15 protein-coding genes are annotated in these 14,730 nt (G+C 64.3%); 9 read left to right on the forward strand and 6 right to left on the reverse strand.

Annotated features, from left to right (window positions below; genetic code table 11):
- Window positions 1–156 precede the first annotated feature (156 nt).
- Window positions 157–1,944, forward strand: coding sequence for a cytochrome c biogenesis protein DipZ (locus ACW4E8_RS29090; protein WP_456807666.1), 1,788 nt, complete (start codon window positions 157–159; stop codon window positions 1,942–1,944).
- A gap of 183 nt (window positions 1,945–2,127) precedes the next feature.
- Here the strand turns inward: ACW4E8_RS29090 and phoU are convergent, their stop codons facing one another.
- The 6 genes from phoU to ACW4E8_RS29120 form a co-directional block, all read right to left on the reverse strand.
- On the reverse strand, window positions 2,128–2,820 hold the full coding sequence (phoU, locus tag ACW4E8_RS29095; RefSeq protein ID WP_456807667.1) for a phosphate signaling complex protein PhoU: 693 nt from the start codon (window positions 2,818–2,820) through the stop codon (window positions 2,128–2,130).
- Window positions 2,821–2,833: 13 nt separating this feature from the next.
- Complete coding sequence (pstB, locus tag ACW4E8_RS29100; protein WP_456807745.1) at window positions 2,834–3,619, reverse strand: phosphate ABC transporter ATP-binding protein PstB; 786 nt, start codon at window positions 3,617–3,619, stop codon at window positions 2,834–2,836.
- A gap of 68 nt (window positions 3,620–3,687) precedes the next feature.
- Window positions 3,688–4,587, reverse strand: coding sequence for a phosphate ABC transporter permease PstA (pstA, locus tag ACW4E8_RS29105; RefSeq protein ID WP_456807668.1), 900 nt, complete (start codon window positions 4,585–4,587; stop codon window positions 3,688–3,690).
- Window positions 4,588–4,622: 35 nt separating this feature from the next.
- The gene (pstC, locus tag ACW4E8_RS29110; RefSeq protein ID WP_456807669.1) at window positions 4,623–5,576 is read right to left on the reverse strand and encodes a phosphate ABC transporter permease subunit PstC; all 954 of its coding nucleotides are present in this window, start codon (window positions 5,574–5,576) and stop codon (window positions 4,623–4,625) included.
- A 60-nt stretch (window positions 5,577–5,636) separates the two neighbouring features.
- The gene (locus tag ACW4E8_RS29115) at window positions 5,637–6,629 is read right to left on the reverse strand and encodes a PstS family phosphate ABC transporter substrate-binding protein (RefSeq protein ID WP_456807670.1); all 993 of its coding nucleotides are present in this window, start codon (window positions 6,627–6,629) and stop codon (window positions 5,637–5,639) included.
- Between the two features lie 216 nt (window positions 6,630–6,845).
- A complete protein-coding gene (locus ACW4E8_RS29120; RefSeq protein WP_456807671.1) occupies window positions 6,846–7,742 on the reverse strand; it encodes a cupin domain-containing protein in 897 nt (298 codons plus the stop codon).
- A 98-nt stretch (window positions 7,743–7,840) separates the two neighbouring features.
- Between ACW4E8_RS29120 and ACW4E8_RS29125 the strand changes: the two genes are divergently transcribed.
- The 8 genes from ACW4E8_RS29125 (at window position 7,841) to ACW4E8_RS29160 (ending at window position 14,728) form a co-directional block, all read left to right on the forward strand.
- A complete protein-coding gene (locus ACW4E8_RS29125; protein ID WP_456807672.1) occupies window positions 7,841–8,584 on the forward strand; it encodes an SDR family oxidoreductase in 744 nt (247 codons plus the stop codon).
- Window positions 8,585–8,715: 131 nt separating this feature from the next.
- On the forward strand, window positions 8,716–9,771 hold the full coding sequence (locus ACW4E8_RS29130) for a LacI family DNA-binding transcriptional regulator (RefSeq protein WP_456807673.1): 1,056 nt from the start codon (window positions 8,716–8,718) through the stop codon (window positions 9,769–9,771).
- 246 nt (window positions 9,772–10,017) lie between these two features.
- Window positions 10,018–10,821: a transporter substrate-binding domain-containing protein gene (locus tag ACW4E8_RS29135; RefSeq protein ID WP_456807674.1), complete on the forward strand. Its 804-nt coding sequence runs from the start codon at window positions 10,018–10,020 to the stop codon at window positions 10,819–10,821.
- Between the two features lie 54 nt (window positions 10,822–10,875).
- Entirely contained in the window at window positions 10,876–11,634 is a 759-nt protein-coding gene (locus ACW4E8_RS29140; RefSeq protein WP_456807675.1) for an amino acid ABC transporter permease, read from the forward strand.
- Window positions 11,631–12,281, forward strand: a complete 651-nt coding sequence (locus ACW4E8_RS29145; protein ID WP_340523540.1) for an amino acid ABC transporter permease — start codon at window positions 11,631–11,633, stop codon at window positions 12,279–12,281. The genes ACW4E8_RS29140 and ACW4E8_RS29145 overlap by 4 nt, the downstream gene beginning before the upstream one ends.
- Window positions 12,268–13,002: an amino acid ABC transporter ATP-binding protein gene (locus tag ACW4E8_RS29150; RefSeq protein ID WP_456807676.1), complete on the forward strand. Its 735-nt coding sequence runs from the start codon at window positions 12,268–12,270 to the stop codon at window positions 13,000–13,002. The genes ACW4E8_RS29145 and ACW4E8_RS29150 overlap by 14 nt, the downstream gene beginning before the upstream one ends.
- Window positions 12,999–13,787 (forward strand): sugar phosphate isomerase/epimerase family protein, encoded by a 789-nt coding sequence (locus tag ACW4E8_RS29155; protein ID WP_456807677.1) that lies wholly within the window; start codon window positions 12,999–13,001, stop codon window positions 13,785–13,787. The genes ACW4E8_RS29150 and ACW4E8_RS29155 overlap by 4 nt, the downstream gene beginning before the upstream one ends.
- Window positions 13,784–14,728 carry a sugar kinase gene (locus ACW4E8_RS29160; protein ID WP_456807678.1) on the forward strand — a complete coding sequence of 315 codons (945 nt, stop codon included), beginning with the start codon at window positions 13,784–13,786 and terminating at the stop codon, window positions 14,726–14,728. Before ACW4E8_RS29155 ends, ACW4E8_RS29160 begins: the two co-directional genes overlap by 4 nt.
- Window positions 14,729–14,730 lie beyond the last annotated feature (2 nt).

Genomic DNA, 14,730 nt, shown 5'->3' on the forward strand with positions numbered 1-14,730 from the left:
CCCTGCCGAAGGATGGATGGACACGCTGAATCCATGGCCATCCTCTCTCGCATCTGGCGGCGGCGCCTCAACAGTACGGTACCTATTCGCCTGATGACGGCACAAGCAAGCAATACCGGCGGTGCCTGATCGAAGGCAGGCCAAAGGACACTGATCATGACCCTGCTGATACTCGCCTACCTTGGGGGTGTACTGACCATCCTGAGCCCGTGCATCCTGCCCGTCCTGCCCTTTGTCCTCAGCCGCACCGGCCAGCCGTTCCTGCGCGGCAAGCTGCCGATGCTGGCCGGCATGGCACTGACCTTTTCCGCCATTGCCACGCTGGCGTCGGTGGGCGGCGCATGGGCCGTGCGCTTCAACGAGTACGGGCGCCTCGCCGCCCTGGTCCTGCTGGCAGTCTTCGGGCTGTCCCTGCTCCTGCCGAAGCTGGCGAATACCCTCGCGCGGCCTGTGGTGGCGCTCGGCAACCGGCTGGCTGCCAGCAGCTCGACCACGGCGCCTTCGTCCTCGCAGGCTTCTCCATGGAGCTCGCTGCTGCTTGGCGTCGCCACCGGCATGCTGTGGGCCCCTTGCGCCGGCCCGATCCTCGGTCTTGTGCTGACAGGTGCGGCCCTGAATGGCGCGAGCGTATCGACTTCGCTGACGCTGGCGGCCTATGCCGCCGGGGCAGCCACCTCTCTAGCCGCCGCGCTCGGCATCGGCGGCCACGTCCTCACTGCAATGAAGCGGTCAATGGGCGCTGGTGAATGGCTGCGTCGAGGTCTGGGTGCGGGTGTGCTGGGCGGGGTACTTGTCATCGGACTCGGTGCCGACACCGGCCTGCTGGCACGCTTGTCCGCCAGCGGACCGGCATGGATCGAGCAGGCGCTGGTCGATGCGCTGCGCAAGGAGCGGCTTGCGCCGCAAGCGACGAATGACGCCAACCGCGGTGGCGTGCTGCTTGCCGCAAATGACACACCCGTGCTCGTCCCGAGCCACTTGCCCGTGGAGGGTCGCCTGCCTTCGCTCGATGGTGCAACGCAATGGATCAACTCCCCGCCGCTGTCGCGCGACCAGCTGCAGGGCAAGGTCACACTGGTCTATTTCTGGACCTACTCCTGCATCAATTGCATTCGCACCCTCCCCTACCTCCGGGCCTGGGCGGAGAAGTACAAGGATCGGGGCCTGACGGTAGTCGGCGTGCATACGCCCGAGTTCGCCTTCGAGAAGGCACCGGCGAACGTCCGCCGCGCGATCGCAGATTTCCGCATTGGCTTCCCCGTGGCAGTCGATAACGACTACCGCATCTGGCGCGCATTCAGGAACAGCTACTGGCCGGCCGCCTACTTTGTCGACGCCCACGGCAATATCCGCCACCACCAGTTCGGCGAGGGCAACTACGCCAATTCCGAGCGCGTCATCCAGTCGCTGCTGGCGGAGGCGGGCAATCGGTCGGTGGCACGCGATGTGGTCGCCCCCGACGCGCGTGGCGCGCAGGCGGCACCGGACCTTGACAACATTCGCTCCGTCGAAACCTACGTCGGTTACATGCAGGCGGAGAATTTCGCCTCTCCTGGGGGCACCCGGCAGGACGCACCGCGCGCGTACACAGTCAGCAAGCTTCGCCTCAACGAGTGGGGCCTGTCAGGCAGCTGGACCGTCGGCGCCGAGCAGGCAACGCTCAACCGCGCCGGCGGCGGGATCGCCTATCGCTTTCACGCGCGCGACCTGCACCTTGTGCTGGGGCCTGCAGCCGATGGCCGGGCAGTGCGTTTTGTAGTAACGGTCGACGGCAAGCCCCCAGGCGACAGCCACGGCGCGGACACCGATGCAGCCGGCAATGGCGCGGTCACACAGACACGGCTCTATCAGCTGGTACGCCAGGCGGGCGACGTAGGCGAGCGCACTTTCACGATCCGGTTCCTGGACCCCGGTGCCCAGGCTTATGCCTTCACCTTCGGCTAGTGTCCTGTCCCGCAAATAGCTTGATAAATGAAATCGTCCAGTTGCTCGTCAGGCTAGGCGCGAGGAGGCGCCATAGCCGTAGCTATGGCAACGACGAGCAACGACGCATGGCGGGCAACTGGGCGATTTCATATCGAGTTTATTTGCGGGACAGGACACTACGAAACAAGCGCAGAGCGCTGCTCAATCTTTGCTTGCTTCCTGCCCGATGTGCCGGACATCGGTGCCCTTGACGATGTAGATCGTGAATTCGGCGATGTTCGTGGCGTGGTCGCCGATGCGTTCGATCGCCTTGGCGATGAAGAGATAGTCGAGCGACACGGAGATCAGCTTCGGGTTCTCCATCATGTAGCTCATGAGCTTGCGCACGAAGCCGCGGAATTCTTCATCGAGGGCGCGATCTTCTTGCACGATTTCTGCCGCGGCAGCGGCGTCGAGCCTGGCAAAGGCATCCAGGGCCTTGCGGAGCATTTCGACAGCGAGCGCAGTGGAGACGCGGAGCTCGGAAAAGTCGATGGTCGGGCGCGACACCTCGCAGATGATGTGCTTCGAGCGCGTCGCGATGTGGTAGGCCTCGTCTCCTGCACGCTCCAGGTTGGTGATGGTCTTCGAGATTGCCATCAGCAGTCTCAGGTCGCGAGCCGTGGGCTGCCGCCGGGCGATGATGTCGCTGCAATGCGCGTCAATTTCGACTTCCTGCCGGTTGACACGCGCCTCCGTCGCGATGACGTTCTCCGCAAGGCTCACATCGAATGTCTCCAATGCACGGATTGCCGACTGAACCTGTGCCTCGATCAGCCCGCCCATCTGCAAGACTTCCGTGGAGATATCGGCGAGGTCGGCATCGAACTGGCTGGACAAGTGTTTCTCGGTCATGGGGCGTCCCCGTTCAGCCGAAACGTCCGGTGATGTAGTCTTCCGTGGCCTGCTGAGTTGGCTTGAGGAAGATCTGGCTGGTCTGGCCATGTTCGATCAGCTCGCCGATGTACATATAGGCGGTGTAGTCGGACACCCGAGCCGCTTGCTGCATGTTATGGGTCACGATCAGGATGGTGACGCGTGCCCGCAGCTGGCTGATGAGTTCTTCGATACTGGCCGTGGCAATCGGGTCCAGTGCCGAGGTGGGCTCGTCGAACAGCAGGATCTCAGGGTCGGTGGCCAGGCATCGTGCGATGCAAAGGCGCTGCTGCTGTCCGCCGGACAAGGTCATAGCCTGGGCCTGAAGACGGTCCTTGACCTCGTCCCACAGAGCAGCATCCCGCAGGGCCACCTCAACGCGTTCATCGAGCATGGACCGACTCTTCGCCCCTCGCAGGCGCAGCCCATAGGCAACGTTTTCGTAGATCGACTTGGGGAAGGGATTTGGCTTCTGGAAGACCATGCCGATGCGCATGCGCACTTCTATGGGATCGACTCTGGGATCGAGGATGTTGGTGTTGTCGGGATAGAGGCGGATGTCGCCCTCGTACCGGTTGCCCGGGTAGAGGTCATGCATGCGGTTGAAAGATCGCAACAAGGTCGACTTGCCGCAGCCAGAGGGGCCGATCAGGGCAGTGACACGCTTCTCCTGGATGGGCAGGTTGACGTCCTTGAGCGCCTGGAAGGTTCCATAGTAGAAGCTGAAGTTGATCGCAGCCGCCTTCACGGGAGTCGGATCCAGGGCATGCGCCTTCAGCTCTTGCGCGATGGCATTGCGTGCCGGAGCGGCGTAACCGGCCTGGTCTGACACGGGAATGGCGTTGCTTACCACTTGATGTCCCTCCTCAGGCGATAGCGAATCCAGATCGCAAGTCCGTTCATCGAAAGTGTCATCAGGACCAGGATAAACCCGGCTGCCGCGGCGTTCTGCTGAAAGGCTTCCTCGGGGCGGGATGTCCAGTTGAACATCTGGATCGGCATCACGGTGAATCCTGACCAGAGCCAATCGAGATTGATCCAGGGGAATCCTGGCTCGAAGGGCGACGGGGGCAGGAAGGCGATAAAGGTGAGTGCGCCGATGGTGATGATGGGGGCAGTCTCGCCAATGGCGCGCGACATGCCAATGATGACACCGGTCATGATGCCGGGCATGGAGTATGGGACGATGTGGTCGCGGGTTACCTGCCACCGGGTGGCACCCAGTCCGTAAGCGCCTTCACGAATATGCTGCGGGATGGCGCGGATCGCCTCGCGTGTGGCCACGATAACGACCGGAAGAATGAGCAGAGCGAGCGTCAGGCCGGCGGAGAGGATGCTCTGGCCGAAGCCAAAGGCATAGACGAAGATCCCCAGTGCGAGCAGGCCATAGACGATGGAAGGCACGCCAGCCAGGTTGGTGACGTTGATCTCGATCACGTCGGTGATCAGGTTCTTGGGTGCGTACTCTTCCAGGTAGGTGCCGGCGGCAATCCCCAACGGAACGGCGGCGATGGCCGTCACCAGCATCACAAGCAAGGATCCGACCCAGGCGGAAAGTATGCCGGCCTGCGCAGCCCGCCTCGACGGGAAGTTGGCGAAGAACTCCGGTGTGAGACGTTCCCAGCCCGTGTAGGCCATCTGGACGAAGAGCGCAACGAAGGTCAGGATGCCGACAAGCAGGGCGATAAAGCCTGCAATGGCGAAGAACAGGTCCCAACGCTTATTGGACTTGATGATGACGCGCATCGCGTCGAGTGGCGGCTGGTGCATGGACGTACCCTTCAATAGGCCTCGCGATAGCGGCGGCGAATGATGTGCCCCAGAATGTTGAAGAGCAGCGTCATCAGCATCAGCGTCAACCCCGCGGCGAAGATGGATTGGTAGCCGATAGAGCCATGCGCGAGGTCGCCCAGCGCCACCTGCACGATGTAAGCGGAGATGGTCTGGGCAGGCTCCATGGGATTGATGGTGAAGTTTGGCTGCATGCCGGCGGCCACCGCAACGATCATGGTTTCGCCCACGGCACGGGAGATCCCCAGGATGTAGGCGGATAGGATTCCGGACAACGCGGCCGGCACGACGACTCGCACCGACGTCTGGAAGCGTGTGCCGCCCATGGCATAGGAGCCTTCGCGGATGCTCATTGGCACCGCCCGCATCGCGTCTTCGGCCAGCGAACTGACATAGGGGATGATGGCGATGCCCATCACGAGCCCGGCCGAAAGCATATTGAAGCCCGGCAGCGAAGGGATCAGCGCTTGCAGCAGCGGCGTGATGACCGTGAGGGCGAAGTAGCCGTAGACGATGGTGGGTATGCCGCCAAGCAATTCAAGGAACGGCTTGATGACTTCCCGGAGCGAGGGATTGGCGAACTCCGAGAGATAGATGGCAATCACGGTGCCAAGCGGAATGGCGACGGCCAGCGCGACCAGTGATGTGGTCAAGGTGCCCAGCAGTAACGGCAGGATGCCGTAGCGGGGTTCTGCGAAGAGCGGCGTCCACAGCGTATCGGTGAAAAATTGCCGGACGGGAATGCTGCCGAAGAAGTGCGCCGACTCGCTGACCAGGACCCACACGATGCCCACGGTCGCAATCACCGAAACCGAGGCGGCAAGAAAGAGGACGCCCTCGATCACGCGTTCCTTTGTGTTCCGGAAGGCTTTTCTGGCAAGCCGCTCGCTGACCACATGTGGGGTGATGTCCGTGGGAGCGGTTGCGGTAGAGGGTTCTGGCATGGCAGCCTTCAGGCGAGCATCCTGGCCCTGGCGCGGGTGCCGGCCCGCGCCAGGCATCGGTTACAGCTTTGCTTCGCGAGCCAGCAGCGAATCGATGGTGGCCGCCACGTCGGGTTCACCGCCAAACACCGTGCCAAGCTTCTTCTTCGCCAGGTGCTCCGCTGCAATCGTATAGGCCCTGGCGGGGAGGGGCACATATTTCACCTCGGAAGCCAGGCGCGCCCCGTGCTGAAGGTAGTAGGCAACGAAGTCCTTGACCTCGGGCTTCTCGAGCGACTTCTCATTGACGTAGATGAAGATCGGCCGCGAAAGCGGATTGTATGAACCATCCAGGACGGCACTGGCGCCCGGAGCCACGGCCTTGCCGCTCTTGTTGACGATAGAGACGGCCCTCAGTTTGCTCTTGTTCTCTTCATAATAGGCGTAGCCAAAATACCCGAGGCCGTTCACATCGCGCGAGACGCCCTGCACCAGGACATTGTCGTCTTCGGAGGCGGTGTAGTCGCCGCGGGAAGACTTGGCCTTGCCGACAATGGCTTCCGTGAAATAGTCAAAAGTACCCGAATCCGAGCCTGCGCCGAACAGCTTCAGGGGTGCGTCCGGGAACGAAGGATCGACTTGCTTCCAGGTCGTGACCTTGCCTTGTGCCGCCGGCTCCCACATCTTCTTGAGCTGCTCCACAGTCAGTTGCCTGACGAAAGTGTTCTTCGGGTTGACGACGACAGTCAGCGCGTCGAAGGCAATAGGAAGCTCGTAGTATTTGACGCCCGTCTGCGCGCACGCTTCCATTTCCTGCTTCAGGATAGGGCGCGAGGCGTTCGAGATATCGGTCTCGCCGCGGCAGAATTTCTTGAAGCCGCCGCCGGTGCCGGAGATGCCCACAGTGACTTTGGCCGCCCCTTTCCTGGCCTTCTGGAAATCTTCCGCTACGGCTTCGGTGACCGGATAGACGGTGCTGGAGCCGTCGATCTTGACAATGGCCTGGCCGTGCACGGCCTGGGTGCTGATCGCAAACGCAGCAACCGCCAGTGCAGCGTGAGGATTGAAGCGCATCTTGAACCCCCTTCGTGTCGATGGGTGGACAGAGCCAGAATAGAAACTGCGATTCTGCAAATCTAGTTCTATGAATGCATTGCGACTAAACGATGACAGTGAAGTGACTGTCCGTGACAAGTGCGTAAAACGTCCCCCCATGGTCTTGCGGGATGACGTGAACGCCTCTACAGGTCGCTGCTCGATCACCTTCAGAAGGGCTTTCCGTGCGACGTTCTAACGTTTGCGCGCGTAGAGACTCGGTGGTTGGCCGACGTGCCGGCTGAACGCGGTGCTGAAGGTACTTGCCGAGCCGTAGCCGACGCGTTCAGCAACTTCGGCGATCCCGAAGTCATGGCGACGGAGCAGGTCCTTCGCCACGGCCATGCGCCAGGCGACCAGGTATTCCATCGGTGGCATGCCCACGGCGCGCGTGAAGCGCTCAAAAAAGGTCGAGCGCGACAGCGCGGCCTTCTTTGCGAGTTGAGCCACCGTCCACGAGCGTGCAGGATCGGCGTGCATCTGGTGCATCGCTGACGCGAGTCGCGCATCGGCCAGGCCGCGCAGCAACCCCGGGGGCGCGTCCTCCCCCGACGTTGAGCGCAGCGCTTCGATCAGCAGCACCTCCACCAGGCGCGTGAGCACGAGGTCGCGGCCCGACCTCCGTTCACCCGATTCCTCGCCGACGAGCCGAACGATTGCCGAAAGCCGCTCGGCGCCGCGCACATGCACCAGCGCCGGCAACAGCGACACCAGTAACGCAGCATTGGACGAGTCGAATACGAAGTAGCCGCCGAGCATACGCACGTCGGGACGTCCACCGCGCCTGCCGTGACGGACTTCGCCCATCGGCGCGGACGTCACTTTCGGGTCGATGCGCTCAGGCGCCACCGGCTCAAAGCCCGACAAGGTGAAGCCCGGCGTTGCCGGCAGGAGCACGAAGTCGCCCGCCTCAAGCGTGAGGGCATGCTGGCCGTCGACGGCGAGACGACAACTGCCCTCGAGCACGGCGCAGAAGCTTGGCTGGCCGTAGTCAGCGTAGCGAGCACCCCAGCGACCGGCGCCGCTGATGCATTTCGAGAACACGGCACGCGGCTGAAGCAGCGAGATGACTTCTGACAGGGGATCGCTCATCGCCGGACGATTGCAAATGAAATCTGGACTTTTCATTGTAGGCAGTCCGCCGCATCCCCGCTATCGTTGCCGACATCAAAACCACCACCGAGACCCCCATGAAAACCGTGCTGATTACCGGCTGCTCCTCTGGCTATGGCCTTGAAACCGCGCGCCACTTCCACTCGCAGGGCTGGAACGTCATCGCCACCATGCGAACGCCGAACCAAGACCTGTTGCCCCGATCCCACCGGATCCGCGTGCTGGCGCTCGACGTGACGAAACCCGACAGCATCGCCGCCGCGCTTGCAGCGAGCGGGCCCATCGACGTGCTCGTCAACAACGCGGGCATCGGCCTGTTTGGCGCCTTCGAGGCCACTCCGATGGCCACGACGCGCGAGGTGTTCGAGACCAACACGTTCGGTGTGATGGCGATGACCCAGGCGGTGCTGCCCCAGTTCCGTGCGCGCAGGTCGGGCGTGGTGGTGAACGTGACCTCGAGCACGACGCTGGCGCCGATGCCGATGGTGGCCGTCTACACCGCGAGCAAGATGGCCATCGAAGGCTTCACCGCGTCGCTCGCGTTCGAGCTCGAAGCGTTCAACGTGAGCGTGAAGCTGGTCGAGCCAGGCTACGGACCGACCACGCGCTTTACGAGCAACGGGGGACCGCGCATGGAGGGCCTGATCCCCGAGGCGTACGCGCCTTTCGCGCAGCGCATCATTGCTTCATTCTCGCAACCGGCAGCGGTGACGACCGAGGCCGATGTGGCCGAAGCGGTGTGGCGTGCCACCAGCGATACGTCCGGGCTGCTTCGGTTTCCGGCAGGTGCCGATGCGGTAGCGCTGGCTCATTCGGGATAAGCGGCGAAGGGCGTCTGGCCCTTCGACGGTTCGCCGCACCAGGTATCGGAGCCCAATCGCCCCGGATGCTGGCACATCCCGACACGCCCGAGGCATAATCGTGAAACTGGTTTCACCGAGACCCGAACCCTATGCCTCGCCCTGTTATCCGACCTGTGTCCGACCAGAAACCTGCAGAGAAACTCACCATCCAGGACGTTGCCGACTATGCGGGCGTCTCCAAGGCAACCGTATCGCGCTACCTGAACCGTGGCGGCGAGCAGTTGTCCGCGGACGTAGAGGCGCGCGTCGCCGCGGCCATCCGCGCGCTCGGCTACAGCCCCAGCCCGATGGCGCAGGGGCTCAAGCGCGGCAAGTCGCGCCTGATCGGGCTGGTGGTCGCGGATGTCTCCAATTCGTTCTCTGTGGCCGTGCTGCGTGGCGTAGAAAAGGCCTGTCGCGACGCCGGCTATATGGTGATGCTGTTCAACCTCGGCAATGACGAGCAACTTGAGCGCGAAGCCATCCGCTCGCTGTCGGCCTACCGGGTTGAAGGCTTTATCCTGCACACGCTGGGCCACGATGCCGGCGCCCTGGCCGATGCGGCGCAGTTGGGCAAGCCAGTCGTACTGGTCGACCGCAAGGTCGGCGATGCCGAAGTCGACCTGGTGGCCCTGGACAACCAGACCGCCGTCCAGGAAGCTGCCGGCCACCTGGTCGAAGCCGGCTATCGGCGCCTGCTGTTCATCAGCGAGCCGATCAAGGCCATCAGCTCGCGCAACGAGCGGGCCCGGGCCTTCCAGGGCTTTATCGCCGAACACGCGGACACGGTTGGCGGGACCGTTTTTGAAGCCCAGCGGGGTGACGACGATGCCCTGGATGAAGCGCTCCGCGCCCTGCGCCGTGGCGCCGGACAGGCACCGATTGCCGTGCTGGCGGCCAACGCAGTGATCTCGCTGCGCGTGGCCGCATCGGCCGCCAGACTGGGTTGGCAACTTGGCGCCGACCTGGGGCTGATCGGTTTCGATGATCCGGAATGGGCTGCACTGGTCGGTCCTGGCCTCAGCGCCATTTCCCAGCCCACCGACGATATCGGGCGCGTCGCCACCAACTGCCTGATCGAGCGCCTGCAAGGCGCGCAACTGCCGCCGCGCCGGGTGCTGTTGCCCGGCACGCTGGTCACGCGCGGATCCACCCGCCGCGCCTGATTGCAGAGCCCTTCCCCACCGGCGTCCGCCGTGCCCGCCTGATCCACGCCTGCACCCGCTTCGCACGTCCAACGGGTGCCTGACGTGCCTGTTTCCGCATCCGCCAAACGCAGCTTTTGCCCGTAAGGGTTTCCACTGCTGGATCTCTGAAACCGGTTTCCTATAATTCTGAAACCGGTTTCAAGACGGTGCTTGCCAAACGCTGCGACGCCAGCGACACATTCCATAACCGTGCAGGAGACATTGATGAACGTCCAACGCTTGTTGCGCCGCGTAGCCGCGCCCGTGCTGACTCTGCTGGTCCTGACCAGCGCCGCTTTCACCGCCCAGGCGCAGACCGTCGCCGAGATCGTCAAGAAGGGCAAGGTCACCATCGGCGTGGTAACCGGCGCGCCGCCCTTCGGCACCACGGACGCCACCGGCAAACCCGCCGGCTATGACGTCGACGTGGCCAACCTGCTGGGCAAGTACCTGGGCGTGCCGGTCGATATCGTTCCGCTCACCTCGCCCAGCCGGATTCCGGCGCTGGAGGCCGGCAAGGTCGATTTCCTAGTCGCGACGCTGGCGCCGACGCCCGAGCGGGCGCGGGCCATCATGTTCAGTGCGCCCTACAGCGCGTTCGAGCTGACCATCTTTGCGCCCGTCGCTGCCAAGTACGCAAAGCTGACGGAGCTCGGGAAGAAGAAGGTTGGCGTCACGCGCGGCACCACGCAGGACACCGCGCTGACCCGCCTGGCCGTGCCCGGCATGAATATCGTCCGCTTCGAGGACGATGCCACCTGCGCGCAGGCGCTGATCAGCAACCAGGTCGAAGCCATTGCCCTGCCCAATACCACCGGCAACGAGATCATGAAGGCGCGCGGCGCCGGCAAGTTCGACGCCAAGTTCGCGTTCTCGGTGCAACCCAATTCGATGGCCGTGCGCAAGGACGCTTTCGAGCTGCGCCAGTGGCTCAACACCACCATCTCCTACGTCAAGCTGAATGGCGAACTCGACGCCATTGCGCAGAAGTGGACCGGCAAGGCGCTGCCCGCGCTGCAGGCGTTCTGAACCAGGCCGTCTGAGGTTGCGCGCCGGCGCCAGCCGGCGTGCCAGGAGACCCACATGAACTACCAATTCGAATGGACCCCGGTGCTGTCGCAGCTGGATCGCTTCGCGGAAGGCGCGGCGATGACGCTGGCGCTCAGCTTCGGCTCGATCCTGCTTGGCACCGTGGTCGGCACCGCCGGCGCCATTGCTGCCGCGTTTGGCGGCCTCTGGCTGCAGCGCGCCACCAGGGCATACGTCGAAGCCATCCGCAATACGCCCTTCCTGATCCAGCTCTTCATCATCTTCTTCGGCTTGCCAACCGTGGGCCTGCAGATCGATGCCGTCACCGCCGCGGTGATTGCGATGACCGTCAACCTCGGCGCCTACTCGACGGAAATCATCCGGGCCGGCCTGCAGGCGGTGCACCGCTCGCAGCTCGAGGCCGCCGCCGCGCTGGGCATGACACGCTGGCAGTTGATCCGCCACGTCGCCCTGGTGCCGGCCTTCGAGAAGGTCTATCCGGCCCTGACCAGCCAGTTCACGCTGATGATGCTGACGTCGAGCGTGGTGTCGACGATCTCGGTGGAAGAGCTGACGGCGGTCGCCAGCCAGGTCGATTCGCAGACCTTCCGCACCTTCGAGAGCTACATCCTGGTCATGTTCATCTATATCGGCCTGGCACTGCTGCTGCGCGCCATGTTCGCCGTGATCGGCAACCTGGTGTTCAAGCGGCGCCGCGTGGTGGCGCGCGCACGAAAGCTGGCCCGCACAGGCCGGATCGTGCCGCTGGCGCAAACGGAACTGACGGCAGCGGTTGCAGGGAGCGCGAAATGATTACCGAGTTCTCCTGGAATCATCTTGAAATCCTGCTGCTGGCAGCACGCTGGACGCTGTGGGTGACCTTGCTCGCCTTCGTCGGCGGCACGCTGGCCGGTTTCCTGGTGGCACTGGCACGCACCTCCGGAAGCCCGCTGCTGCGCCTCGCCAGCACGGCCTATATCCAGGTCGTGCAAGGAACGCCGGTGCTGATCGTGCTGTTCCTGAGCTACTACGGGCTCTCCGTGCTCGGGCTCAAGCTGTCGCCGATGGTCGCGGCCATGCTGGCGATGTCGATCTACGCCAGCGCCTATCTTGGCGAGATCTGGCGCGGCTGCATCGAGGCCGTGCCGCAGGGGCAGTGGGAAGCCAGCGAAGCGCTCGCCCTCACCCGCTGGCAGCAGCTGCGCTACGTGGTGCTTCCGCAGGCCGTTCGGCTGGCCTTGCCGCCCACGGTGGGGTTCTCGGTCCAGCTGGTCAAGAACACCTCGATCACTTCCATCATCGGCGTCATCGAACTGACCCGCGCCGGCCAACTGATCAACAACGCGACCTTCCAGCCTTTCGCGGTCTTCGTCGTCGTCGCACTCATCTACTTCGCGCTCTGCTTCCCGCTGTCGGCGGCAGCCCGGCGCATGGAAAGGAGGCTCCATGTCAATCGTTGAAGCACAAGGCGTGCACAAATCGTATGGCTCCGTCGAAGTCCTGAAGGGCGTTTCGTTTGCGATCGATCCCGGCCAGGTGGTCGCCATCATCGGCCGCAGCGGCTCCGGCAAGAGCACCATGCTGCGTTGCCTGAATGGCCTGGAGACGATCAACGCCGGCAATATCACCGTCGCCGGGCACAAGCTGGATCACGACCGCAAGCGTTTGCTCGACCTGCGCCGCGACGTGGGCATGGTGTTCCAGAGCTACAACCTGTTTCCGCACCTGACCGTGGGCCAGAACATCGCGCTGGCGCCGGCCATCGTGAAGAAGCTTGCCGCAAGCAAGATCGACGGCATCGTCGACCGGGTGCTGACCCAGGTCGGCCTGCTGGACAAGAAGGACTGCTACCCCGAGCAGCTCTCGGGCGGCCAGCAGCAGCGTGTGGCCATCGCCCGTTCGCTGGCGATGGAGCCCAAGGTGATGCTGTTCGACGAGGTCACCTCCGCGCTCGACCCCGAGCTGACGGCGGAAGTGCTTCGGGTCATGGAGAACCTGGCCGCCTCCGGCATGACCATGGTGCTGGTCACGCATGAGATGGAGTTCGCGCGCCGCATGGCGCATACCACCATCTTCATGCACCAGGGCAAGGTCCACGAGGCGGGGCCGTCGAAAACGCTGTTCGCGCAGCCGCGGACACCGGAACTGCAGCAATTCCTCAGCGCGGGAGCACTGAAATGAGCCAGTGGCAAGCAGATGGTTCTTCACGCCCGCCGGTGCTGATCTCGCTGACTGCCTATGGCGCCGACCTCGCCCTGCGCGACGGACAGGCTGCGCTGGCACGGATCGCCGCGGCAGCTGGCGCGGACGGCGTGGAATTCCGCGGCGAACTCCAGTGCGGGCACAAGGAAGAAGTCAGGGAACAACGCGAGGTCGCCGGGGAGCATGGACTGAGCGTGGTCTGGTCCAGCCCTGAGGGCCTCTGGAATGACGCAGGCAGCCTCGATACCGCCGCGCTCGACCGTGCCTTCACCACCGCGCTGGCGCTCGGTGCGACCCGGGTCAAGATGTCGCTTGGCGGCTATCGGGAAGGCACGCCGCTGGAAGCGCTGCTTCCCTGGCTGCGGCACGATGGCATCGAACTCGTCGTGGAAAACGACCAGACCGCCCAAGCCGGCACCGTACCGCCGCTGCGCGATTTCTTCGCGCGTACCACCGCGCTTGGCGAGAGCGTGCCGATGACCTTCGACATGGGCAACTGGCACTGGACCGGCGAAGACCCGCTCGATGCCGCGCAGGTCCTCGGCGCCGGCGTCGGCTACGTGCACTGCAAAGGCGTGCAGCGCACGCCCGCCAAATGGATCGCGGTGCCGCTTGACCAGTCGGCGGCACCATGGCGCAGCGTCTTGCGCCGCCTGCCCACGCACGTTGCGCGTGCGATCGAGTTCCCGCTGCAAGGCGAAGACCTGGTGCAGGTCACCCGCCGTCATGTCGAACTGCTGCGCTCGGTGGAGATCCCCGCATGAGCCCCGATCTTGACGTGGTCACCCTGGGCGAGGCGATGCTGATGCTGGTCGCCGGCGAAGCCGGCCCGCTCGAAGGCGCGCAGACCTTCCACAAGCGCACCGCCGGTGCCGAGACCAATGTGGCCATCGGCCTGTCGCGCCTGGGCCTGAAGGTCGGATGGGCCAGCCGGCTGGGCGACGACTCGATGGCCCGCTACCTGCTCGGTGAAATGCAGCGCGAAGGCGTGGATTGCAGCCAGGTGGTATGCGAGCCCGGTGAGCGCACCGGCTTCCAGTTCAAGGGCCGGGTCGACGACGGCAGCGATCCTCCCGTCGAATACCACCGCCGCGGCTCGGCGGCGAGCCGCATGAACCCGGAACACCTGGACGACCGGTGGCTGCGGCGCTCGCGGCACCTGCACGTCACCGGCGTGTTCCCCGCGCTGGCCGCAGGCACGCAGGCTGCCACGCGCCAGGCCATCGCCACCATGCGCGCCGCCGGCCGCACGATCTCATTCGATCCCAACCTGCGGCCCACGCTGTGGGCCACGCCCGAGTTGATGCGGGAGACGCTGAACGACCTCGCGCAGCAGTGCGACTGGGTACTGCCCGGCATCGAGGAAGGCCGCTTCCTCACCGGCCATGCCGAGCCGGAACGCATTGCCGCTTTCTACCGTGCGCGCGGCGCCAGGCTGGTGGTGGTGAAGCTTGGTGCCGACGGCGCCTATTTCGATGGCGAAAGCGGCACCGGCCATGTCGAGGCATTCAGCGTCGAGCGTGTCGTCGACACCGTTGGCGCCGGCGATGGCTTTGCCGTGGGCGTGATCAGCGCGCTGCTGGAGGGCCGCCCGGTGGACGAAGCCGTCCGGCGCGGCGCCTGGATCGGCGCCCGGGCGGTGCAGGTGCGGGGCGATACCGAAGGCCTGCCGACCCATGCCCAATTGGCGGCCGCCAGTTTGTGAAG

The organism is Cupriavidus sp. CP313, assembly GCF_054072015.1.

What these genes read in the sequence shown, in the direction of transcription:
- ACW4E8_RS29140 (WP_456807675.1), top strand. Translation starts at nt 10,876, where the DNA reads ATGAACTACCAATTCGAATGGACCCCGGTGCTGTCGCAGCTGGATCGC.
- ACW4E8_RS29120 (WP_456807671.1), bottom strand. Translation starts at nt 7,742, where the DNA reads ATGAGCGATCCCCTGTCAGAAGTCATCTCGCTGCTTCAGCCGCGTGCC.
- phoU (WP_456807667.1), bottom strand. Translation starts at nt 2,820, where the DNA reads ATGACCGAGAAACACTTGTCCAGCCAGTTCGATGCCGACCTCGCCGAT.
- ACW4E8_RS29150 (WP_456807676.1), top strand. Translation starts at nt 12,268, where the DNA reads ATGTCAATCGTTGAAGCACAAGGCGTGCACAAATCGTATGGCTCCGTC.
- ACW4E8_RS29145 (WP_340523540.1), top strand. Translation starts at nt 11,631, where the DNA reads ATGATTACCGAGTTCTCCTGGAATCATCTTGAAATCCTGCTGCTGGCA.
- ACW4E8_RS29155 (WP_456807677.1), top strand. Translation starts at nt 12,999, where the DNA reads ATGAGCCAGTGGCAAGCAGATGGTTCTTCACGCCCGCCGGTGCTGATC.
- pstC (WP_456807669.1), bottom strand. Translation starts at nt 5,576, where the DNA reads ATGCCAGAACCCTCTACCGCAACCGCTCCCACGGACATCACCCCACAT.
- ACW4E8_RS29130 (WP_456807673.1), top strand. Translation starts at nt 8,716, where the DNA reads ATGCCTCGCCCTGTTATCCGACCTGTGTCCGACCAGAAACCTGCAGAG.
- pstA (WP_456807668.1), bottom strand. Translation starts at nt 4,587, where the DNA reads ATGCGCGTCATCATCAAGTCCAATAAGCGTTGGGACCTGTTCTTCGCC.
- ACW4E8_RS29115 (WP_456807670.1), bottom strand. Translation starts at nt 6,629, where the DNA reads ATGCGCTTCAATCCTCACGCTGCACTGGCGGTTGCTGCGTTTGCGATC.
- ACW4E8_RS29160 (WP_456807678.1), top strand. Translation starts at nt 13,784, where the DNA reads ATGAGCCCCGATCTTGACGTGGTCACCCTGGGCGAGGCGATGCTGATG.
- ACW4E8_RS29090 (WP_456807666.1), top strand. Translation starts at nt 157, where the DNA reads ATGACCCTGCTGATACTCGCCTACCTTGGGGGTGTACTGACCATCCTG.
- ACW4E8_RS29135 (WP_456807674.1), top strand. Translation starts at nt 10,018, where the DNA reads ATGAACGTCCAACGCTTGTTGCGCCGCGTAGCCGCGCCCGTGCTGACT.
- ACW4E8_RS29125 (WP_456807672.1), top strand. Translation starts at nt 7,841, where the DNA reads ATGAAAACCGTGCTGATTACCGGCTGCTCCTCTGGCTATGGCCTTGAA.